Here is a 23,766-nt window from a genome sequence, read left to right on the forward strand (position 1 = left end):
GCCGATAAGGGGCTTGGCCGCTTCCGGCCGAGTCGCAGAGGTAATGAACATGGCCGAATATGTCCGCTGGTTTCGCGATCTTGGCGTCGCCGATGTGCCGCTGGTGGGCGGCAAGACTTCCTCGCTCGGCGAGCTTTACAACACGCTTTCCGGCGAAGGCGTCCGCGTTCCCAACGGCTTCGCCCTGACCGCCGAAGCCTATCGCGACTCACTGACGAAGGCCGGCGCATGGGACAAGCTCCGCGACCTCTTCGCGAAGCTCGACGTCACCGATACGAAAGCCCTTTCCCGCGCCGCCAAATCCGCCCGCGCCATCGTCTATGCCGCGACCGACACGAGGGAAATCCGCCAAGCCATCGAGGCATCCTATGCGAAGCTTCAGAAGGAATATGGCAAGAACGCCGCCGTCGCCGTTCGCAGCTCCGCAACCGCCGAAGACCTGCCCAATGCAAGCTTCGCCGGACAGCATGAAAGCTATCTGAATATCTCCGGCCTGGAGAATGTCATCGAGGCCTGCCGCCGCTGCTTCGCCTCGATCTTCACCGACCGCGCCATCGTCTATCGCAAGAACAACGGCTTCGACCAGCTCAAAGTCTATCTCTCCGTCGCCGTGATGAAGATGGTCCGCTCCGACCTCGCATCAAGCGGCGTCGTGTTCACCCTCGACACGGAGTCCGGCTTCCGCGATGTCGTCTTCATCACCGGCGCTTATGGCCTCGGCGAGACCATCGTTCAGGGTGAGGTTGATCCTGACGAATTCTACGTCCACAAGCCTACCTACCGCGCCGGACACCGCGCCGTCCTCAGCCACACACTGGGCTCGAAGCGGATCAAAATGACCTATGCCAAGGGCAAGGGCGCCGCGACCACCGTGCTGAAGCCCACGACCGCCGCCGAACGCGCGGGCTATTGCCTCAACGACCGTGAAGTCCTCGAACTCGCGGGCCACGCCATCGCCATTGAGGATCATTACTCGAAGGCCGCGGGCATGCCCCGGCCGATGGACATCGAATGGGCGAAAGACGGCGCGGACGGCAAGCTCTACATCATTCAGGCGCGTCCCGAGACGGTCGCCTCCCAGCGCGGCGCCGGCGTCCTGGAAACCTATACGCTCAAGGGCAAAGGCCACGCCGTCGCAACTGGCCGCGCCGTCGGCGAGAAGATCGCCACCGGCAAGGCTCGCGTCATCACCAGCACGCGCGACCTTTCGAAGTTCAAGGACGGCGAAGTGCTCATCGCCCGCACCACGAGCCCCGACTGGCAGCCCATCATGAAGAAGGCCGCCGCCATCGTCACGGATCGCGGCGGGCGCACCTGTCACGCAGCCATCGTCGCGCGTGAACTCGGCGTTCCTGCCGTCGTCGGCGCGGAAAACGCGACAACGAAAATCAGGACCGGCCAGAAGGTGACCGTCTCCTGCGCCGAAGGCGAAGCGGGCCACGTCTACGAAGGCGCGGTCGCCTTCGATATCGCGCGCTCCTCCGCAGACAAGATCAAAAGGCCGAAGACCGCCATCATGGCCAATCTCGGCAATCCCGATCTCGCCTTCCGCACGGCCATGCTGCCCAACGACGGCGTCGGCCTCGCACGCATGGAATTCATCATCAACGAATATATCGGCATCCACCCCATGGCGCTGGCGCAGCCGAAGAAAGTCGCCTCCGCCGCCGACCGCAGGAAGATCGAAAAACTGACGCGCGGCTACAAGAAGCCTGCCGATTTCTTCGTCGAGAAGTTGTCCGAAGGCGTCGGCACCATCGCGGCGGCCTTCTATCCCAAGCCCGTCATCATTCGCCTCTCGGACTTCAAGTCGAATGAATATGCCAGCCTGATTGCAGGCGCGGGCTTCGAGCCCAAGGAAGACAATCCGATGATCGGCTTCCGTGGCGCTTCCCGCTACGCGCACCCCGCCTATGCCGCCGGATTTGCGCTCGAATGCAAGGCGCTCGCCCGTGTGCGTAACGAGATGGGCCTCGACAATCTGCGCATCATGGTGCCCTTCTGCCGCCGCGAGGAAGAGGCGCGCAAGGTCATCGCCACCATGGCCGAACATGGGCTGAAGCGTGGCGAGAAAGGCCTCGAGATTTTCGTCATGTGCGAGATCCCCAACAACGTCATTCGCATCGACGCATTCTCCGAGCTCTTCGACGGTTTCTCGATCGGCTCGAACGACCTCACACAGTTGACCCTCGGCGTCGACCGCGACTCGGAAATTGTCGCCTTCGACTTCGTGGAGAACGATCCAGGCATGCTCGAAATGCTGCGCCTCGCCATCACCGGCGCAAAACGCAATCATCGCCATATCGGCATCTGCGGCGAGGCGCCGGCCAACGATCCCGAGATCGCGGCCTATCTCGCCCGCCTCGGCATCGATTCCATCAGCGTCAACCCTGCGAGCCTCATCAAGACGATGAAGATCGTGGCCGAGGCCGAGAAGAAGGTAAGATAACCGCATGAGCGCGGAACAGGTACCGGCAAAAAAGCGCGGAAGGTTCTACGAACTATTCCACTTTATCCTGCGTTTCGCACGCCTGGCCGGACCCTTCTGGCTAGGCCCTGATAAGTGGCGCGCCATCTCCATGACGGCGAGCCTCTTTCTTCTCACCGTCGCCCAGGTCGTCCTCGCCATCTGGACCAATTACTGGAACGGCAATCTTTTCGACGCGCTCGGCGAACGTTCGATCCCGAAATTCCTCACCCAGATCGGGATCTTCGCCATCATCTTCCTGTTGACCATGGCCGTCACCGCCACCCATCTTCAGGTGAAGAGGCGCCTTCAGGTGAACTGGCGCCGCTGGTTGACGCGCCGCGTTGTCGACCGCTGGATGGCACAGAAGCATCACTACCAGCTTATCTTCACTCCGGGCGAGCATGACAATCCGGATGGCCGCATTGCCGACGACATCAACAATGCGACCGAACAGGCTATCGCCCTCTCCCACACGCTCGTCTATTCGGTACTCGTCCTCGGCACCTTCATCGACATTCTGCTGAACGTTGCCGGCGGAGCGACCGTGAACGTCAGCGGCTCGTCCTATCATGTACCGGGCTACATGGTGTTCCTCGCCTTCGGCTATGCCGGCGTCGGCACGGGCCTCGGGCTCATCCTGGGCCGTCCGCTCGTCCGTGCAACCAACGGCCTGCAGACGGCGGAAGCCAATTTCCGCTATGGCCTCGCCCGCGTACGGGAGAAAGCGGAGGAGATCGCTCTGGTCGGCGGCGAAAGAGTCGAGCGCCGTCGCTTCGTTGGCCTCTTTGTCGGCATTCGCGACTTCTGGCTGCGTCAGACCTTTGCTCTGACTGGTATTCTCTTCTTCACCTCGGGCTATGGCGCGCTGCTTCCGGTGTTTCCCATTCTCGTTGCAGCGCCTCAATATATTGCGGGCACCATGACGCTCGGCGTGTTGATGCAGACGGCGCAGGCGTTCCAGAAACTCACCTCGGCGCTCTCCTGGCCCGTGGACAATCTTTCCGATATGGCAAAATGGCGCGCCTCTGCCGACCGCGTGATGTCTCTCGCCGACGACCTTCAGAAGCTCGAGGAAGCTCGCGCAGCACCCGACGAGAACCGCATCACCGTCGGCCGCGCCGACACGCCGACGCTCGCCATCCGCAAGCTCCAGATCGTCAATCCCGATGGCCAGCTCGTTATCGACGGCTTCGACATCGAGGTGAAAGAAGGCGAGCATGTGTTGATCGACGGTGACGCGGGCGCGGCTGTGAACCTCTTCAAGGTCGTGGCAGGGCTCTGGCCGTGGGGGCGCGGCGAAGTCATGCTGCCCAAAGACCGGACGATCCTCTTCATGCCACAGCGCCCCTATATTCCGAATGACAGCCTGCGCGCCGTACTCGCCTATCCCAACGAGCCCGACGTCTATGACGACAACGATTTCCATGCGGCACTGGACAATGCCGGCCTCGGCTATCTGCGCGACCGCCTCGATGAGGTTTCCGCCTGGGAGCGCGTACTCACATTCCGCGGCCAGCAGCGCATTGGCTTCGCGCGCCTCTTCCTCCACAAGCCCAACTGGATTTTCATGGAAGAAGCGACGGATGCCTTCGACGCCATTGCCGAAGAAAAGCTCATGGATGCCGTGATCTGCGAGCTTCCCAAGATCACAGTGATCGGCATCAGCTTCAATACCGATCACGACCATTTCTACACCCGCAAGCTGAACCTCAAACGCGCGCCTGACGGCCAGTTCCTGTTCGGCGGGCCACCGGTCAAGCACGCAGCCTCGCTCCTCCTCGTCGAAGACGAAAAAATCCTCTGACCCCGTTCGGACTCATCATGAAGAAACCCGTCGTCATCGACGCCAAGACCGTGAATGTAGATCTTCAACCCGGCATACTGCGCAAGGATTTTGTCTGGGGCGTATCGACCTCCAGCTACCAGATCGAAGGCGCGACGAGAGAAGATGGCCGCGGTCTCAGCATCTGGGACACCTATGCCCGTCAGAAGGGCCGTATCGAACACGGCGATACTGCCGATATCGCCTGCGATCATTATCACCGCTATCCGGAAGACATTGCCCTGATGAAGGGCCTCGGCATCGACGCCTATCGCTTTTCCGTCGCCTGGCCGCGCGTGCTGCCGCGCGGGCGCGGCGCCGTCAACGAAAAGGGCCTCGACTTCTACGACCGCGTGATCGACGGCGTGCTGGAAGCCGGCATCGAGCCCTGGCTCTGTCTCTATCACTGGGACCTGCCGCAATCGCTCGGCGATCTGGGCGGCTGGACGAAGCGCGACATTGCCGGCTGGTTCGCCGATTACGCGGCGCTGCTCTCCCGCCGCTATGGCGACCGCGTGAAGCATTTCGCCACTTTCAACGAGCCCTGCGTCGCGATCCTGTTCGGCTATGCCATGAGCTGGAACGCGCCGGGCGTGTCCGACCGCGCCTCCTATCTCAAGGCCGTCCACCATCTCAATCTCGCGCATGGGGGCGCGGTAGATGTGATCCGCGATCTCGTGCCCGGCGCCTCCATCGGCATCGTGCATAACCGCCAGCCGGTCTATCCTGAAAGCGAAACGCCGGAAAATATCCACGCCACTGCGCTTCTCGACACCCATTGGAACCTGATCTTCACAGATCCCCAGTGCCTCGCCGCCTATCCGCAACTCGCCGCCAACGACATCGAGCCCTATGTCCAGGCGGGCGACATGGCAAAGATCTGCCGCCCGATCGACTGGATCGGCCTCAACCATTATTCGCCGATCTACGCGCGGGCTGAGCCCAATTCCGAGCTCGGCTTCGCCTGGGGCAAGTCACCTGACCACAACGACCATCCCGATTTCCGTTGGCCCATCCACCCGGATGCCTTCCGTGAAACGCTGATGGACACATGGACGCGTTATGGACTGCCCGTCTATGTCACGGAAAATGGCTGCGGCGATCCCGACGCGCCGAATGCGACGGGCGAGATCGTCGACGAACGCCGCGTCAATTATCTCCGCGCCTATATCCACGCCATGGGCGAAGCGGTGAAACAGGGCGCCGATGTTCGCGGCTATTTCGTCTGGTCGTTGCTCGACAATTTCGAATGGGGGGCCGGCTTCGGCAATCGCTTCGGCCTCGCCTATGTCAACTTCGAGACGCTCAGGCGCACGCCCAAATCATCCTATTTTGCCTATCGCGACATGATCCACAGGCTCCGCTAACGCGCTCATGTTGCCGCGATGGCCGCGGCAGGCTAGTTTCCACGTCGAGAGTCAACGGAGATCGAGAGACCATGACCACCGCCCCCTACGCCCTGCCCGCAAAGCTCGAAACCGATATCGAGAGGGCACGCGCCTATTGGCATGGCCTCATTCGCGGTCAGGCAAGCGACATGCCCTATTGGGACGATGTGAAACTCTCCTCCCTGCCCGACCTCGCCGATCGACTGATGCTCATCGAAGTGTTCGACAAGCCGGAGCGTTTCCGCTTCGACATTGTGGGCAAGGAAATCGCCGGCAAATATGGGAAGGATTTCACCGGCAGCTTCGCCGACGAAATCGAACCCCATGCGCCGCTTGATTTCTTTCGCGCTCAGGCGAGCGCCACGGTCGAAGGCCGCGCGCCCACCTATCAGCACCATGGGCATGTCGCTCGCCTGCTGCTCCCCATGTGGGGCGATGGCCGCATCAGCATGCTGCTCGGCGCCTTCGTCTGGCTCTAGGCGAGTTTTGACGCCTTCACCTGCGGGAGAAGGCGCTCCACATCCTTCGGCTGGCAAAGCTCGGTACCAGCGGCAAGCAGCGCCGCCGATCCCGCTGCGACGCCACGACGGAAAGCCTCCTCCATCGGCATTCCTTCCGACAAGGCGCAGACCATCGCGCCGACAAAGCTGTCGCCAGCGCCCACCGCGCTCAGCACCTTCACCTTGGGCGCGTTTGCGCGCCACACATTCTCGCCGGTGACGAGCAGCGCGCCGTCCTCACCAAGCGTCAGCGCAACCATTTCGACCTTGCCTTCCGCAACGAGGCCGCGCGCGGCGCCGATCATCGAAGCCTCATCCGTCAGCGTCGCCCCGGTAAGCTCCCGCAACTCGCGCAGACTCGGCTTGATCATGAAGGGTCGGCCGGCCAGCGCGCCCGCAAGCGCCGCGCCTGACGTATCGACGACAACCTTCGCGCCCGCCTTTCGTCCCGCCTCCACCACCCGCGCATAGAAATCCACCGGCACGCCATGCGGCAGGCTTCCGCTCGCCACGATGAAGCCGGGCGCCGGCGCAAACTCCGCCACCGCGTCGAGCGCCGCCTTCCATACCGCTTCCGGCAAGTCCGGCCCTGGCATCACGAAACGAAACTGGTTGCCGCTCTTTTCCTCATAGACGGTGAAATCCTCGCGCGTCTCGTCCGGCGTTTCGATCACACGGCTATCAATCCCCGCGTCAGTGACGAGTCGCTGCAGCAGCTTTCCCGAAATGCCGCCAACGACATAAACCGCCGTCAGCGGCAAGCCGAAGCGCTTCACCACCCGCGCGACATTGATGCCGCCGCCGCCGGGATCGCGGTGCCCCGCCGCGCAGCGCATCTTGTGAATGGGCTTTACCTCCCCCACCGACGTCGAAACATCGATGGAGGGATTCATGGTCAGAGTGACAATCTTCGCCGTCATGCGCGCCTTCGCTCCCTACCTTTCGGCATTTTCCAATGAACGGTGCAAACGCCGGAGGATGACATTGCGCGCCTTGTCGTCGGCCGCACGATCCAGCTGCTCGCTGATGTCGAGCCAGAGACGCGACAGATCGTTGTGCCAGTCGAAGCGGCCCACCACCTCCGGCTGCAGGCGGCGCGGCCCCGGCCGCGAACGCGCGCCGGGCGCTTCGGTGACGAGGTCAAAAACATCGTCGAGCGTCGGCTCGATGATGCGTTCTCCATCAATGCCCATTTCGTCGAGTCGCTTGTGCAGCGCCTCGATTTCCTCTTCTTCACCATGCACCAGAAACACCGCGCGCTTCACCGGTGCGCGATCCTTGATCCAGTTCGCCAGCGCCGGACCATCAGCATGGCCCGAATAAATGTCGAGCTGACGGATCTTGGCCCGGACCTTGATTTCTTCGCCCTGAATGCGCACGGCCTTCGCGCCATCCGCGAGAATGCGGCCCAGCGTGCCCCTTGCCTGAAAGCCGACGAGCATCACAGTCGTATTCGCGCGCCACAGATGGTTCTTCAGATGGTGGCGAATGCGGCCGGCATCGCACATGCCACTCGCCGCCACGACGATGTGGTTTCCTTCCACCTGTTCGATGCGCATGCTTTCCGCCGCCGACTCGGTCGTCTGCAACAGCGGCGTCGCCATGGCCTTGCGGAATTCGTCTCCGTTTTCAAGCTCATCCGCATGGTCGATGAAAACTTCCGTCGCCTTGATGGCAAGAGGCGAGTCGAGGAAGATCGGCACCCGGGCAATGCGCCCCGTATCAACGAGCTCGATGATGTCGGCCAGAAGCTCCTGCGTGCGCTCGACCGCGAAGGACGGGATCAGCAACGCGCCGCCATCCTTGAAAGCGTCCTTCACTTCACGTTCCAGAACATCCAGCCGCTGGTCATGGGTGAGCTTCGGCCGGGTCCGGTTGCCGTAGGTCGATTCACAGATGAGATAGTCGAGGTTTTCGGGCGAGACCGGCGCGGGATGGAACGTCTGCGCGTCGGGGCCGATATCGCCCGAAAAGAGAAGCCGCAACACGCGGGCGGTCGGCACATCCGTATCGATCTCGATTTCAATCGAGGCTGATCCAAGAATGTGGCCAGCGTTCCAGAAGCGCGCCCGAACGCCCGGCGCAGGTTTCACCCACACGTCATATTTCACCGGCTTGAAGAGCTTCAGGCAGTCCTCGGCATCTTCCACCGTATAGGTCGGCGTCACCTTCTCTCGGCCGCGTCGTGCGTTGCGCCGGTTCAGATCCTCAACTTCGATTTCCTGAATATGTGCCGAGTCCGGCAGCATGCAGCCAGCGAGATCAGCGGTTCCCCGCGTCGCATAGATCGGCCCCTTGAATCCATGTTTGGAAAGCTTGGGCAGCATGCCCGAATGGTCGATATGGGCATGCGTCAGGAGAACGAAATCGATCTCGCGCGGGTCGAAGGGAAAAGGCTCATAGTTGAGTTCCTTCAGCGTCTTCGAGCCCTGGAACATGCCGCAATCGACGAGAAATTTGTGCTCGCTGGTTTCAATCAGATAACAGGAGCCCGTGACGGTGCGGGCGGCACCGTGAACGGTCAAGATCGCGGTCATGGCATCCCCTCTTGGATTATTCCTCACCGTCGTACATGAGACGGGAAATATGGCAATTCGACGAGATTCGCCTCGCCGGGTCTATGACTTCGCTCAATGCTGGCATAGTTGGCCCGGACACACCATGATGCGAAACGAGACAGGCCGACGAACGGATTCGACTGGAATGGATGGCAGAAATATATCCATGGCGATCCTCGCATGAGCGACGCGCCCATACCCTTTGCCGAGCCGGATGCCATCGCGGATGCGATCATCGCGAAGGTCGGAAAAAAGATCGTTCTCGCCCTGCCTCTCGGCCTCGGAAAGGCGAACCATATTGCCAACGCGCTCTTCGCCCGAGCAGCGGCAGACCCCTCGATCACGCTTCAGATCATCACGGCACTCACCCTTGAAAAGCCGCATGCCGCGAAGGGGCTCGAAGGGCGCTTCATGAACCCCATCGTCGAGCGGCTGTTCGAAGGCTATCCCGAACTTGCCTATGCAAAGGCGCTCCGCGCCGGAACGCTGCCGCCCAATATAGAGGTGAGCGAGTTCTTCTTTGTCGCCGGGCGCTGGCTCGGCGTGCCAAAGGCGCAACAGAACTACATCTCGACCAATTACACCCATGCGCAGCGCTACATCCTCGCGCGTCGCCCCAATGTCATCGCTCAGCTCGTCGCCAGGCATCCCGATGGAACGCGCTACAGCATCAGCTCCAACACGGACCTCACGCTCGACATGCTCGCCGCGCGCGAGGCTGGCAAGGCCGACTTCATCCTCGTCGGCGAGGTGAACAGCGAGCTTCCCTATATCGGCTACGACGCGGAGATTCCCGCCTCCACTTTCAGCCTCATGCTGGAAAACGCCGCGACGGATTTTCCCCTCTTCGCGCCGCCGAAAGAGCCCGTGAGCATTCAGGACTACGCCGTCGGACTTCACGTTGCGCGAATGGTTCCCGATGGCGGCACCTTGCAGATCGGCATCGGGTCCATGGGCGACGCCATCGCGCGCGGCCTCATCCTGCGCGACGACGACAACGAGACCTTCCGCGCCGCCACGCAGCAATTGGCGCTGGATGGATTGCCCGAAGATCAATCGCACCTCGCGCCCTTTGACAAGGGCCTCTTCGGGTCGAGCGAAATGCTCGTCGATACGTTTCTCGAATTGATGGACACGGGCATCATCAAGCGCGAGGTAGACGGCACACTTCTGCATGGCGGTTTCTTCCTCGGGCCTCGCAGCTTCTACAAGCGCCTCCGCGAGCTGCCCGAAGCGGAGCGCGCAAAGATCCGCATGAAGCCCATTTCCTATGTCAACGAACTCTATGGAGACGAGGAGACGAAGCGAAAGGCTCGCGTCGGCGCCCGCTTCGTCAATAGCGCCATGATGGTGACGCTGCTCGGCGCCGTCGCCTCCGATGCGCTGGAAGATGGCCGCGTCGTCAGCGGCGTCGGTGGCCAGTACAATTTCGTGGCGCAAGCCTTCGCGCTCGAAGACGCCCGCTCCATCATCACGCTACGAGCAACGCGCCAGAGCGGCGCCAGGACGCTTTCCAATATCCGCTGGTCCTACGGCCACACGACCATTCCGCGCCATTTGCGCGACATCGTCGTCACGGAATACGGCATCGCCGATCTGCGCGGAAAGTCTGATCGCGATTGCATTGCCGCCATGCTCGAAATCGCGGATTCGCGCTTCCAGGCCGAACTCCTCGCAAGCGCAAAAAAGACAGGTAAAATCGAAGCGTCCTACGAGATCCCCGCACCGTTTCGCAACAACACGCCACGGCGTGTCGAGATTGCGCTGGCGGCGCTGCGCGACGATGGCCTTCTCGATCCATTCCCCTTCGGCACGGATTTCACGGAGACGGAGTTGCGCCTCCTTCCCGCCCTGCAACTCATGCAGACTGCGGCGAAGTCGCCCGCAAAACTTGGGTCGCTATTTCTTCGCGGGCTTTCGACGCCCGCAAGCGCGGCCGACCGGGAATGCCTTGCGCGCATGGCTCTCGAAAATCCGCGAAGCCTGTCGGACCGACTCTACGCCAGCCTCTTGCGCGGCGCGCTTCGAGCCTAGTCGCCGCCACCTGCCACATGCCCGCCGGATAGCGACCGATGGGCAAACCAGACCGTACCAATAAGCAACAGCACGAGCCAGCCCGAGAGCCAGAAGTAATCCAGCGAGGCCAGCAAGTAGGCCTGGCCCTGCATGTTGCGAGCAAGCATGGCGAGCGCCTGCGCGTCCGGTACGCCAAGTGCGTGAAGCGACGCCAGCGCGTTCTGCATGGTCGGATCGTAAATGCTCGACGCCTCCGCAAGTCTGCTCTGGTGCAGCGCCTCACGCCGGTCCCATAGCGTCGTCGTCAGCGACGCGGAGAAACTACCCGCCGTGATACGAATGAAGTTGTTGAGACCCGAGGCGAGCGGAATACGCTGTGGGTCAACACCGTTGAGCGCGATCGTGAGCAGCGCGACGAAGAAGAAACTCATCGCGACGCCCTGCACCAACAACGGCATGACGAAGTCGAGGAAGGTCGCATCGGCGGTGAGTCCCGCTCTCATGAAATAGGAGACCGCGAACGCGAGAAACGAAAAGCTCGCCGTCCATCGCGCATCGAGGCGCGACATGACACGCGCCGCAAGTGGCGAGAGGACGACCGCGACGACGCCGCTTGGCGCGGCGACCAACCCGGCCCATGTCGCCGTATAGCCAAGATGCTGCTGCAACCACAGCGGCAGAATGACGACATTACCGAAGAAGATCGCATAGGCGAGCGACGAGGCAAAAACGCCGATCGTGAAATTTCGATTGGTGAAGAGTGACAGATCGACGATCGGATGCTTCTCGGTTACCTCCCAGATCACCCACGCGATGCAGCCGATGGCCGAAACAAGCGCCAGAACGACGATTTCCGTCGAGGCGAACCAGTCCGCATCCTTGCCCGTATCGAGCATGATCTGCAACGCGCCGACCCAGACGACGAGCAGAGCGAGGCCGATGGAGTCGATCGGTATCTTCTGGGTCTGCGTCTCCCGCGACTTGAGGCCCCGCCAGCAGACCGCCGCGCAGAGAAGGCCCACGGGCACGTTGATGAGGAAGATCCACGCCCAGTGGAAATTATCCGAGATATAGCCGCCAAGGATCGGCCCGCAGATGGGCGCCACCAGCGTCGTCATCGACCAGATGGCCAGCGCCGTACCGCGCTTGGCGGGTGGGAAGATCGCAATCAGAAGCGCCTGCGAGCCGGGAATCATGGGCCCGGACGCCGCGCCCTGAAGGATGCGGAAGAAGATAAGGCTCGAAAGGTTCCAGGCCATGCCGCAAAGGAACGATGCAAGCGTGAAGAGCAGCACTGAAGCCACGAAGGTCCGCACTGCTCCATAGCGCCGCATCAACCAGCCGGTCAGCGGAACGGCGATGCCGTTCGACACCGCGAAGGAGGTGATGACCCACGTTCCCTGGTTCGCGCTGACGCCGAGATCACCCGCAATGGTCGGAATGGAGACATTGGCAATCGTCGTGTCGAGCACCTGCATGAAGGTGCCGAGCGCCAACGCGAGCGATATCAGCGCGAGCGCGCCGCCTTCGAGCGGCGCAGGCGCCCTCTCCGGCGCGCCGCTCATGGCAACCGCGCCGCCGCGGAGACGGCACCACCACCGCCATTGTCAGCCACGATGCGCTCTATCGTCTGCTCGATGCCCGCGTTGCCATCGTCGCGCGGACGCGGCGGCAGCGGCACGGAGCGCACCTCGCTCGCGACAAGCGGCCCGGAGGTGTCGCGCACATCGACCTTCACCGACACGGAAAGGCCGATCCGCAAGGGATGCGCTCTCACTTCCGCCGGATCGAGCGCAATCCGAACGGGCAGGCGCTGCACGATCTTGATCCAGTTGCCGGAGGCATTTTGCGGCGGCAGAAGCGCGAAGGCGCTGCCGCTGCCCGCGGACACACCAACGACATGCCCGTGATAGGTCACATCGCCGCCATAGATATCGGCTTCCAGCGTCACCGGCTGTCCGACGCGCAAATTCGCAAGCTGACCTTCCTTGAAATTCGCATCGACCCAGACATCTTCAAGCGGCACGACCGCCATCAGCGGTGCACCCGCCGCCACATGCTGGCCAAGCTGAACTGTCCGCCGTGCGACGAGGCCATTCACCGGCGAAACGATATGCGTGCGCCGTACGCCCAGCGCCGCGTCGCGGACCCGTGCCGCCGCCGCCAGAACGTCGGGATTCGTGGACACGGATGTGCCGTCGATCGCCGCGAGCGTGGCGTTGAGCTGTTCCTTCGCAGATGACAGCGTTGCCTCCTGCGCGGCCACAGCGTCCCGCGCATGCGCGAGTTCTTCACCCGACACCGCGCCGTCGCCGGCAAGCTGGCGCCGCCGCTTCAGATCGCTCTCCGCCTGGCGCACCGCCACTTCGCGCTGCGCGATATCGGCCCGCAATGCATCAGCCTTGGCGAACTGCGCCCGCACCTGCCTCACCGTTCGCGCAAGATCAGCTTCCGCCGCCTGCAACGCGATCTCGACACTCGACGGATCGAGCGTAACGAGCGCCTGCCCGCGCTTCACGGACTGAGTGTCATCGGCACTCAGCACCTGCACCGTACCCGGTTGTTCCGCCGTGATCTGCACCACGTCGCCCGCGACATAGGCGTCATCCGTCGACTGATAACTTCCGCCGAAGACAAACCAATAGCCTGCCCAGACCAGAATCCCGGCAATGACGATGATGCCCAGGAGGGCAAGCCCGCGCTGGCGCGGCGTGCCTCGGCCAAGAATATTTGAATCGTAACTCATGGTGTCCACCGGATGGGCTGATTATTGGGTGTTCGTCGTGGTGTCGCTTCGCGCCAGTTTCCGCGCGGGCGGCGTGAAGTCGCCGCCTACGGCAAGGAGCAGCTGCACCTTGTTCGTCGCCTGTGCCGCCGCGATAAAGGCCTGTTGTTGCCTTGCGTCGAGCAGCAACGTTTCCGCGCTCAACACCGAGAGATAGGTGCTGAGGCCTGCCGCATAGCGCCGCTCGGCGAGGCGATAGGCTTCTTTCGCCGCGTCGAGCGACTGCCGCTGTTCATCAAGTTGCTTCGCCAACGATCCGGTCTCGGTGAGCCTGTCCGCCACGTTGCGAACCGCCTCGACAACCGCCCCGTTATATCCGGCGATAGCCGCATCGACCTCCGCCGTCGCGCCGACATATTGCGACTTGAGCCTGTCGCCATCGAAGATCGGCAGATGGATCGCGGGCCCGACGCCGTAATTCTGCGATGGCGCCTGAAGCATGCTGTCGAGGCCGATCGCCGCCCAGCCCGCGAAAGCTTTGAGGTTGATGTCGGGATAGAACGACGCCTTGGCCGCCTTCCGCCCCGAAAGTGCCGCCTCAACGCGCATTCGCGCCGCAAGCACGTCGGGTCGCCTGCTCAAAAGATCGGCGGGCAGCACTTCCGGCAGCGGCAAGGCGCCGCCGAGTTGCAGCGCGGGCCGCTTGATCGCCGCATAGGCATTCGCGCCTTCGCCCGCCAGCGCGGCGACTTCATGCAGCGCCAGATCGCGGCCACTCATCGCCTGCTCCCGCGCCACGCGCGACGCCGCGAGCAACGCCTCGGCCTGCTTCACCTCCGCCTTGCTGTCGAGACCCGAAGTCACGCGCTGGCGCGTGAGATCGAGAATATGCTGACGCTGCTTTTCCGTTTCGACTGCGATGTCCGACAGCGCAAAGGCGCGGTCAAGCGCGACATAGGCTTGAACCAGCGCGCCCGAAATGGCGAGCCTCGCACCCTCCGCATCAAGTCGCGCCGCTTCTTCCTCCGAACCCGCCTGCGCGACGAGCGCCGCCTGCTTGCCCCAGAAGTCGATATTCCAGGACAGATTGGCATCGAGGCTGCCGATCCAGTTCCAGTTTCCGGCATAGGGCGGCGGATAAACATAGGTACCGCTGAAACGCTGGCGCTGTTCATCGCCGTCCAGCGTTACCTGCGGCAACATCTGCGAGTGCGCCACCGCGACCTGCGCCTGCGCCCCGCGCATCCGGGCCATCGCTTGCGCCAGCGTCGGATTATGCACAAGACCGCGCGACACAAGATCGTCGAGCTGCGGATCGCCGAAAGCCTTCCACCACGCAGGCGACGCTTGCGGCGCGTTCACGCCGCCAAGCCCGATAGCCTCGCCCGACAACGGCTTTTCCTGAGGCTCCACCGAGGGCGGCAACACGCAGCCGCCGAGCAACAGACTCGTCAGCGCCGCAAATGCGATTGCGCTTCTCATGGCTTCGCCTCGTTCACCTGTTCAGCCCGCGCGACGAGCCGCGTCAAAAGCGAGATCAATTGATCCGCCTCCGCCTTGTTGAAATCGCCCATAAGATCGTTGAGATAGCCGGCCACGAGCGGGATAAGGGACTCGACCATCGCCATTCCGTCCTTCGTGAGCGACAGCTTCACGATGCGACGGTCCACGCCGCTGCGCTGACGCTCCACGAGGCCCCGTTCCTCGAGCTGATCGAGAATGCGGGTCAGCGCACCGCTGTCATGGTGCATGTCGCGCGCGATATCCGCGCAGCTCTCGCCCATTCCGTCCCGCAGATACATGAGCACCGCCCATTGTGTGAAGGTCAGGTCGTTCTCAACAAAGAGCGTCTCCACCCTGGGCATGATGAGGTTGTGCGCGCGGCGCACCAGATAGGAGATCGCCGTCTTGGCCCTGTAGTTCTCTGCGTAATAATAGGGCTTTCCCATATCCCTGCCTCAGCAATGACTGCCTGGGCAGCTAATATGAGTGTCGACCCTTTGCCGTCAAGGTCACCATCAAAATTTTTGGCGGTGCGTGGCTTCAGCGCACCGAGAATGCGACGGGTCCGAGCACCCGCGGCCCGTCCTCGTCCTCCACCCGCGCTTCAAGGGCATAGAGCCCCCGCGAGACCGGCCACATGAATTCCGCCCCTCGTGTTTCTGCCACGGGCGCACCATTGAGCATCCATGTCACATGGGCCTCCGGCTCGACGCCGCCCAGCGCGAAGCGGAACATCTGCCTGTCCGCAGGCAGGCGTGGGTCATAGGCAAGGCGCAGGTTCGGTGTCGGCGACAGGATCGACGGGCCCGCCACCTCCCGCGCCACGGCTGCCCTGCCCGAAGTCCGACCTGTCCCATAGTCGTAAATCTGCTCACAGCCGCTTTGCCCAAACGCGCAGCTATCCGCCAGCGCCAGACCGTCCGGCAGGGGAAGTTTTTCCGTATTCTGGTCACGATTGAGATAGGCGAAGACGCCCCGCAGCACGAGCGCGGGGCCCGTCGAGCCCGTGATGCCGTCCGTCGGCGTTCGGTCCAGATTTCCCATCCATATGCCGACCACATAGCGGCTGTCGAACCCGACCGACCATGCGTCGCGATAGTCCGAGGAAGTCCCCGTCTTCACTGCCGTCTGCACCGGCAGGTCGAGCGTCGAATAGCGCCCGAACTCCATCGCCCGCGCCCATGGATCGGAAAGCACATTGCCGATGAGCAACGCCGCATTGCGGCTGAAAACACGCGCCCCCGGAACCGCGCGCGCGTGTCTGTCGACAACGGCGCGCAGCGGCATGACCTTGCCGCCATTGGCCAGCGCCGTGAACCCCCGCACCAGTTCGAGCAGCGACACCTCGCCATTCCCAAGCGCCAGGCCATCGCCATAGAACCCCGCGCTCTTCTTCAGGCTCTCGAAGCCGAGCTGATGCAGCAGGTCGAGATAGCGGTCCGGTCCGACGAAATTGACCGCATGGAGCGCCGGAATGTTCAGCGAGTTGCCCAGCGCCTGCCGCGCGCTCACCTCGCCGTAGAATTGGCGGCTGTAATTGTTGAAGCGATGAAGACCCGTCCCCACCGCCTCCGAATAAGGCGCGTCCTCGATGCGCTCGGCGGGCGACCAGCCCGCATCGAAGGCGGCGGCGTATAGAAAGGGCTTCAAGGCGGAGCCCGGCTGCCGCGGGATCAGCACCGCATCGAGAAAGCGGCCCGGCGTGCCCACGCCGCGATCAGAACCATCCTCCGCGCCGGCGACGACCCAGGCGCGAATCTCGCCGCTCCGCCGGTCGACCACCAGCAACGCACCATTGTGAACCTGACGCGGCGCAAGGCTCGCCAGACGTTCGTCAAGAAGGTTCTGCGCGAAGTCGACGAGCCCGCTGTCGAGCGTGGTCGTGACCTTGATCGGCATGGTGCCGGTCCGCGCGCCCGCGATCTGCCGCTCAACATAATTGCGGAAATGGCCGATGGCCGCGCGACGCGGCGCCGGATGCAGGTCGAGCGGCGTTTCGATGACGTTTTGCCATTCCGCCGCAGGCAGCAGGCCTGCATGGCGCATGGAGGTCGCGAGCCGAATGCTGCGCCGGTCGAGCACCTTCGTCCCGCCGCGATTGGGATCAAGGCCCGAAGGCGCGCGCGGCAGGATCGCAAGCGCGAGCATCTCCCGTGTATCCAGCGTGTCGAGATCGCGATCGAAATAGAACCGCGCCGCCTCGGCGACGCCGCGCCGGTTCGAGGCGTAGGGCACCTGATTGAGATAGAACTCCAGTATGTCGGATTTGGTGTAGCGCCGCTCCAGCCGCGCCGCGTCGAAACCTTCAAGCCATTTCGACCAGAACGAGCGCGGGCGCGGATCGAGCATTCGTACCACCTGCTCGGTGATCGTGCTCGCGCCGCGGACATTGCGGCCCGCGCTCACGCCCTGCCAGAGTCCATGCGCCCGCGCGATCCAGTCGACGCCCCGATGCGCGAAGAAGCGCCTGTCCTCCGCAAGCAGAACGGCGTCCTTCAGCCTTTGCGGCACGCGGTAGAGCGGCACCTGACTCTGGATGTTCCACGCGCCCGTTTCCTCCGCGAGCGGATGGCCCTGCCGGTCCAGCAGAATGTGGCTCGCCGCCTTTGGCTTGAGGTCGAGCAGCGCTTCATCCGCAAGCCCCGCCCATGTCGCAATGCCGAGCCAAAGCGCGAAGGCGCTCACGCCCAACCCCACCCAGCGCGGCCAGCCCCATTCGTTCGGACGCATCGGCGTCCGGTCGAGATGGGACCAGCTCCAGCACAGCCACATCATTTACGGCTTCTCTTTCACCGTCAGGCTTCCCGGAACGCCGAGACCAAAGACATCCGGGTCATACATTTCCTCGGCCTTTGTCGCGCGCCGCTGGAACTCGCCCGTCGCAATCGCCTGCGCCATATAGGTCAGGTGATAATTTCCCGCGTCGAGATAGTCCGAATAGAAGCGCGCGCTGTCGAAGCGCAATTCCCGGTGATAGAAGCCCCAGAAACCCGCCTCATATTCGATCCAGTCCTTCGCGTGGCTCCACCAGCTTCCCTCCGGCGCGACATATGCGGCCTTGGTGGCGTCAACGCTGGATGCCGTCGCCAGATCGCGGTTGACGGGTTCAAGTCCGCCCGGCACCGGATCGTTGACGACCACGAAGGCCCGCGCCGCCGGCAGCGAGAGATAGAGATCGACGCGCACAATCTCGCCCCGCGTCACCTCCGCCTTGTCGCCGAGCAACACCCACTTGCCACCGCGCTCGACGCTATATTCGCGCCGCACCTCGATGCCGCTATTGACCGCGGTCCCGCTGGCATCGGTCGGCGCATAGGAAAGCCGCGTCGCGTAGTAGAGCCGTCCCGCTCCATCACGCTTGATCGACACATTGGCTGTGGTCCCGGGATCGCCGGCCGAAATCGGCCTTGTCAGCGTCACAGGCTTCGCCTGCGCGCCCTTGAGTTCCGCCGCGCCGAGCGGCTCCGCGCCCAGCGTCGCCGTCACATGAAGATCGGGCGCAACGGCCTCATAAGCCGCCGCATAGTCGGCAAGTGCAGTTGTGCAGAACATGTTCTCCTGTGTATTGCCCCAATAGCCTTCCTTGCGCTGGCTCTGCGAGATCGCCCGGACGAGCTTGAATGTCACCTGCTCCATGCGCGCCCGCTGAGCCGGATTGCGCCCGTAAGCGACGAGGCTCGACAGGATCGCGCAATTGTCGCGCAGCGGCGTCGCCAGCATGCGTGCATAGCCCTCGCCCTGCTCCTCGTTGAAAAGGAACTTGCCGGAGGTCTGGTTCGAATGCGCCATGATGATATCGGCGATCTCGTCTGCGAGCTTTTCACCGCTCGTATCTTTCAGCGATAGCGTTGCCTGCATCAGCATCGCATCGCCGAAGAGGCCCATCGTCTTGTAACGCGGCCTGAGCCGCTCGATATCGCGCAGCGTCACCTGTCCGCGTTGCGCCAACGCGGCGAGCGCCGTCGCCCGAACCGATGCCGTCATATCGGCGGTATAATACTCGGGCGCCACATCCTTCCGCAGCAGGTCTTTCAAATAGGAGAGTAGCTTCTCCTCCACAGGCGCCGCCACCTCGACGCCGCGCTCATGCAACCACCCGAAGGCCAATGCCGTATAGGCCGAGAGATAGGGATCGGCGCGGTCGTTCGATGCGACCCAATAGGCCATGCCGCCATTGGGCGCCTGGAAGTCCGCCGCGCTGGAAACCATCGCCTTCAGCGTATCGGCCGCCCCCTTCCATGTGAGATCGGAGGGAAGATATTTTCCCAGCGCCGCGAAATTTGCCGCCATCACGCCCTTGGTGATGCGCTGCTCCCAGCACAGGAACGGATAATCGGCGATGAAGCGGAAGGCACCAGCCACATCGGTCACGACGGTTGGGCTCAGCACGACATCGAGCGCCCCGGCATCCGGCCTTATATCCTTCGGGAATGCGACCGGCGTCGAAACCTCCGCCGCATCCGTCGAGCCATAGACCGCAGCGGTGACGAGATCGACGCGCTTGTTCACCGGAAGTTTCGCGAGATATCCATCCTTGTCCGAGGCATCGCCCGCCGCGACCTTGAACGCGATCTCGCCTTGATTGACGCCTGGCACTGTTGCCACGGCTCCCGCAACGAGCGGCATGTAGATCGCCGCCCGCTGGTAGGGATCGAGGTCAACATCTTTGGTTAGCGTCGTCACCGCCTTCGCGTCGAGCGTTCCCGCCGCTTCAATATCGACCTTGATGTGCCGCCTCTTGTCCGTCCGGTTCATCACGCTGAACCCGGCATTGAAGCTGTCGCCCTCCATCACCTGGTTCGGCATGATGGGCCTGATTTCCGTCTCGCGATTGACCTTGAAGTCGCCCTCGCCGAGCCCGGCCTTGTCCGTCGGCGTCGTGCCGATGACGAGGATACGCCAGCCGGTCAGATTGTCGGGCGCCGCAAACTCGAAGCTCGCCTTGCCGGACGTGTCCGTTCGCAGGCCTGGGTTCCAGTAGGCGACATATTTTGAATCGTCGCGGAACTTGAAATCGGCCCCGCCATCACCGCCGGGATTTGCGCCCTTCTTCTCGAACTTCTGCCGCCCGACGAGTTTCAGCAACAGATTGTAATTATGCACGTCGAGGCCATCGAGCCGATAGAACCCCTTGTAGGGATCGAAATAGGCCCTGCCGCCCACAACGAGATCGAAGACAGCCTGATCGAGAACCGCGACCGCAAGCTCGATCGGCTCCTTCTTCTCTTCGTGCAGCGGCGCGGCGTGAAGCGCGACTTTCACCGTCTCGCCGGGCCGATATTCCCCGCGCTCCGTCTTCGCCGTGATCGAAAGCTCATTATAGGGATCCGTCACCGGCACGGAGATATAGCCCATGCGGAATGCAGGCTTGCCGAGATCGACCTGGTTCGCTTCCAGCGGTTTGTCGACACGCGGGCTCACCAGCACCACCGAAACGAAGAATCCCGGCGCGTAATTCGCCTTCACCGGAAATTCGACGATCGGCGTCGATGTTGTGAATGTCCGCACGAAGTGATCGAGCACGCCATAGCGTTCGATGGTGATGAGCGCCTTGGCATTCGGATAGGGGTTCTTGACGAGATAGCGCGCCGTCTCCCCCACCTTGTAACTCGCCTTTTCCGGGAACATCTGCAGCGCGGTATCGGGCGCGCTGTCCCAGAGCACGACATCGCGCCCCGTCACCCAGAAGTCGCTGGTGGCGACATGGGCCTTACCGCCCGTGCCCTTCACCGTCGCCGTAATGCGATATTCGCCGGCATCCTTCGGCACAAAGCTGCATTCGGCGGGCTGCGCCTCCGGCGTTCCCGCGCAGGTCGCGACCTGCTCCCAACTCGTGTTGTAAACGGTCTGATAGGCATTGCCGGCGGATTTCACCCGCGCCGCCGTTACCTTTTTCAGTTCGATCCTGAGATCGGCCTTCGCGTCCTTCACCGGCACACCCGCCGGATCGACGACGATGTAGCTATAGGCCGCCGCCTTTCCGGCCTGATAGATCCACTCCTTGGCTTTCAGGCCGACGAAGCGATCCGTCGCGGCAAATGTCGCCGAGACCGAGTTCGCGACATTCTTGCCGCGATCATCCATTACGGCGACCTCGAAGTTCAGATCGCCATAGGTTTCGTTGCCTTGATCGGGAATAGCGACATTCACCTTGGCAATGCCCTGCGCATCGAGCGGCTGCTCCATCTGCGCCAGCATCTTTTCATAGCTCTCGTGTTCGAGATCGCCGCGTGAAAAGTCGAAGCCTGCCGCAATGGGATGATCCGATGACATGGGCCTCGGCGTGAACATTGCCGTGATCCGGGCCTTGGCGTTGGTGTAGGGCCCACCGGAATGTAACTCCGCCTTGCCCTCGATCTCGACCGCTTTCGAGGGGCCAAAGACCTTGCCATTCACGCTCGCGGTGACGCGGAAGGACGCAGGCGTGAAATCGCTCACCAGAACCTGCGCGGGCATCCATGCGAACCAGCCGCTCGACAAAGCCCCCATGGCATCGGCACCCTCGCCCTGCTCCGCATTTTGCGGCTCGCCGGCATCCCCGCGCAGCTTCTGCAACAGACGGAACTTGTACCAGCCGACCGCGCCCGTCTTCGGCACTGTGACCGACCCGTCCGTCGCGCCGAACTCGTTGAGCGCCACCTTCTTTATGTCGGCGACCAGCTTTCCGGTTGGATCGACGAGTTGCAGGCGATATTCCGAAGGCGGCGCGGCGGACAGCCCCTCGTTCGACTGGCCACGCACATAAATCTTGTACTGGATCGTATCGCCGGCGCGATAAACGCCCTGCGCGGTCGTGCCCCAGACGCGCATGTGCTCCTGTTCACTTTGCGCCTGCGGCCATATCTGTTCGCCGGAGGCGCGGAATGTATCCGCCTCGAACTGATAGGTGACAGGCAACAGCGCGATATCGTCGCCTTTCACCGCGCGGATCGTCAGCGCTTTGTCACAGTCGGATTCATAAACGCCCGGCTTCGGCGCCACGCCGGGCAGGATTGCAAGCCCGTTCTCGTCGCTGATCGCCGAGGCCTCGATGAACTCGGGCTCCGGCCAGTTTCCGGGCGCGGTATTGCTGCAAACCGCCGCACTGAGCACCGGATCGCGATAGCGCTCGACCCGCACTCCGGCAACCGGCTCGGCGGTGGCAAGGTCAGATACCCAGACCAGCGTGTTGTAATGCGCGACCTTTGCATGAAGCCCGAAAGGTGTGACCTGCGCGAAAAGAAGCCCCGGCTTTGCGTTCGGCAATTCCGGCGTGACTGTCATCTGTCCAAGCAACGCGCCCGATTTTCCATCGAGCATTCCGCGCACGCCGAAAGGCACGGCATATTGAATGTTGCGGATCGGATCGAGCGCCTCATGCGAGGAAAGCCCGCTCTCGATGCCGTGCGCTGTCATCCGTGAAAAGACAAAGTCCCGGCTCGCCAGATTGTTGACGAAGAGCGGCACCTCGCTGTCGACGTTCTTTTCCAGCACGGCAATATTGTTCGGAAGCTCGAAATTCGGCGGCCGGTTGTCCATGTGCCAACGCACATCGATATTGCCGTCGAGCTTGCGGCCGAACAGGTCGACGATCTGAACCTTGTCGTCCTTCTTCAGCGTCGCCTCATAATAGCGATCCGACCGCAGGTAGATCGGGAAGCGCGCCGAATATTCGTCGCCCTTCTGCCGTCCCTTCCAGCTGTAATAGCCCTCCGTCTGCTCGGGATCGACATTGGCCCATGGATCGTCCTCCGGCCCCTCCTTGCCAAGCTCCGGCGAGAGCGCGACGTGATCGCGGATTTCCTTGAGTTTCACCGGCGCGCTGAACATGAGGCGCACGACGCTCCACGGCCCGCAATCCGCCCTGGGCTTTTCCGTATCGCCAGGACGGACGGTGATTTCCGTGCCGTCATTCGCCGTGCAGCGCAGGCCTGTGAAACGGAACGCACCGAAAGTCGCAAATTTCTGCACCGGCTGGTCGATAACGCTGCGCTCCGGTCCCATCGACGAAATCAATCCCGGACGCATGACGAGTTCGGCCTCTGTATCGAGCGGCAGGGGCTTCTTCGCGGTGACGAGCCATGTCCGCCGTGCCCATTCCTCAGTTCCGGGAACGTTTTCCGGGCGGAACCAGGGAAAATAGGCAAGAAGACGTCGGAAGAAGCCACGCAACCCCGGCTCGCGCCCGACTTTCACCAGCGCATCATCTGGCGCCTTGCTCCAGTCCGGCCCCGCCGCCGCATGAATACCAACCTCGCCAGCATGATCGCCCTTCCAGATAAAGCTCAGGCGATCGGCTACGGAGTCCCGGCGCACGGGCTGATTGAAGGTAACGAGCACGGCAGGTTCCGCAGGCCCCGCCCAATCCGAAAACTCGGCCCGGTCAAGCGCGACGCGGGAGGTGACAAATTCATGATGGAAGGGCGCAGCAAGCGTCGTTCCATCCGCAGCCTTCAGCCCCGGATTGACCGTCACCGAATATCGCGTCGATGCCTTCAGCGCATCGGCTTCCTTCAACTGGCAGGCAAGCGCGCTTTCACTGAGCCAACGCCATTCGCAATCGAGCTTGGGCGAAATCTCCACCGGTATTTCCGCCGCCGTCCGTTCCATGCGCCCCAGAGGCACAACCGCCCGATCGAACTCGATGACCATCTGGCGTTCTGCCGGAACATCCTCGCCCGAGGGAGTGATCCGGGCGACGGAAAGCGCCCCTTCGGCCGCCCAGGCCCCCGTGGCAGGAAGTATCAATGCGAGAAAAAGAGCCACAAAAGGGGATCGTGAAAATGCCTGCATGAAAATGATCCT

Annotated in this window: 13 protein-coding genes; 5 read left to right on the forward strand and 8 right to left on the reverse strand. The window is 62.6% G+C overall.

Going from position 1 to position 23,766, the window contains the following annotated elements:
* Nucleotides 1–43 precede the first annotated feature (43 nt).
* The 4 genes from ppsA (at nucleotide 44) to F2P47_RS16380 (ending at nucleotide 6,159) form a co-directional block, all read left to right on the forward strand.
* Complete coding sequence (ppsA, locus tag F2P47_RS16365) at nucleotides 44–2,449, forward strand: phosphoenolpyruvate synthase (RefSeq protein ID WP_185681165.1); 2,406 nt, start codon at nucleotides 44–46, stop codon at nucleotides 2,447–2,449.
* Between the two features lie 4 nt (nucleotides 2,450–2,453).
* A complete protein-coding gene (locus tag F2P47_RS16370) occupies nucleotides 2,454–4,274 on the forward strand; it encodes an ABC transporter ATP-binding protein/permease (protein WP_152217460.1) in 1,821 nt (606 codons plus the stop codon).
* A 17-nt stretch (nucleotides 4,275–4,291) separates the two neighbouring features.
* Nucleotides 4,292–5,659 (forward strand): GH1 family beta-glucosidase, encoded by a 1,368-nt coding sequence (locus F2P47_RS16375; protein WP_152217461.1) that lies wholly within the window; start codon nucleotides 4,292–4,294, stop codon nucleotides 5,657–5,659.
* Between the two features lie 71 nt (nucleotides 5,660–5,730).
* Nucleotides 5,731–6,159: a hypothetical protein gene (locus F2P47_RS16380; protein ID WP_152217462.1), complete on the forward strand. Its 429-nt coding sequence runs from the start codon at nucleotides 5,731–5,733 to the stop codon at nucleotides 6,157–6,159.
* On the opposite strand, the gene F2P47_RS16385 is transcribed toward F2P47_RS16380, so the two are convergent.
* Together F2P47_RS16385 and F2P47_RS16390 are read right to left on the reverse strand one after the other, a co-directional pair.
* Nucleotides 6,156–7,100: a 1-phosphofructokinase family hexose kinase gene (locus tag F2P47_RS16385; protein ID WP_152217463.1), complete on the reverse strand. Its 945-nt coding sequence runs from the start codon at nucleotides 7,098–7,100 to the stop codon at nucleotides 6,156–6,158. The two genes, F2P47_RS16380 and F2P47_RS16385, sit on opposite strands and share 4 nt — an antisense overlap.
* 15 nt (nucleotides 7,101–7,115) lie before the next feature.
* Nucleotides 7,116–8,717, reverse strand: a complete 1,602-nt coding sequence (locus tag F2P47_RS16390) for an MBL fold metallo-hydrolase RNA specificity domain-containing protein (protein WP_152217464.1) — start codon at nucleotides 8,715–8,717, stop codon at nucleotides 7,116–7,118.
* A 201-nt stretch (nucleotides 8,718–8,918) separates the two neighbouring features.
* Here F2P47_RS16390 and F2P47_RS16395 point away from each other — a divergent pair, with 201 nt between their 5' ends.
* Entirely contained in the window at nucleotides 8,919–10,772 is a 1,854-nt protein-coding gene (locus tag F2P47_RS16395) for an acetyl-CoA hydrolase/transferase C-terminal domain-containing protein (protein ID WP_152217465.1), read from the forward strand.
* Here F2P47_RS16395 and F2P47_RS16400 read toward each other — a convergent pair.
* The 6 genes from F2P47_RS16400 to F2P47_RS16425 form a co-directional block, all read right to left on the reverse strand.
* Nucleotides 10,769–12,319, reverse strand: a complete 1,551-nt coding sequence (locus F2P47_RS16400; RefSeq protein WP_152217466.1) for a DHA2 family efflux MFS transporter permease subunit — start codon at nucleotides 12,317–12,319, stop codon at nucleotides 10,769–10,771. The two genes, F2P47_RS16395 and F2P47_RS16400, sit on opposite strands and share 4 nt — an antisense overlap.
* Nucleotides 12,316–13,500, reverse strand: coding sequence for an HlyD/EmrA/EmrK family protein (locus tag F2P47_RS16405; RefSeq protein WP_152217467.1), 1,185 nt, complete (start codon nucleotides 13,498–13,500; stop codon nucleotides 12,316–12,318). The genes F2P47_RS16400 and F2P47_RS16405 overlap by 4 nt, the downstream gene beginning before the upstream one ends.
* 21 nt (nucleotides 13,501–13,521) lie before the next feature.
* Nucleotides 13,522–14,961, reverse strand: a complete 1,440-nt coding sequence (locus F2P47_RS16410; protein ID WP_152217468.1) for an efflux transporter outer membrane subunit — start codon at nucleotides 14,959–14,961, stop codon at nucleotides 13,522–13,524.
* Nucleotides 14,958–15,428, reverse strand: a complete 471-nt coding sequence (locus F2P47_RS16415; RefSeq protein ID WP_152217469.1) for a MarR family winged helix-turn-helix transcriptional regulator — start codon at nucleotides 15,426–15,428, stop codon at nucleotides 14,958–14,960. Before F2P47_RS16415 ends, F2P47_RS16410 begins: the two co-directional genes overlap by 4 nt.
* Before the next feature lie 94 nt (nucleotides 15,429–15,522).
* Nucleotides 15,523–17,757: a transglycosylase domain-containing protein gene (locus tag F2P47_RS16420; RefSeq protein ID WP_152217470.1), complete on the reverse strand. Its 2,235-nt coding sequence runs from the start codon at nucleotides 17,755–17,757 to the stop codon at nucleotides 15,523–15,525.
* Nucleotides 17,758–23,727, reverse strand: a complete 5,970-nt coding sequence (locus tag F2P47_RS16425) for an Ig-like domain-containing alpha-2-macroglobulin family protein (RefSeq protein ID WP_185681166.1) — start codon at nucleotides 23,725–23,727, stop codon at nucleotides 17,758–17,760.
* Nucleotides 23,728–23,766: the final 39 nt, after the last annotated feature.

The sequence above is a fragment of the Parvibaculum sedimenti genome, from assembly GCF_009184905.1.
Classification (GTDB): Bacteria; Pseudomonadota; Alphaproteobacteria; order Parvibaculales; family Parvibaculaceae; genus Parvibaculum; species Parvibaculum sedimenti.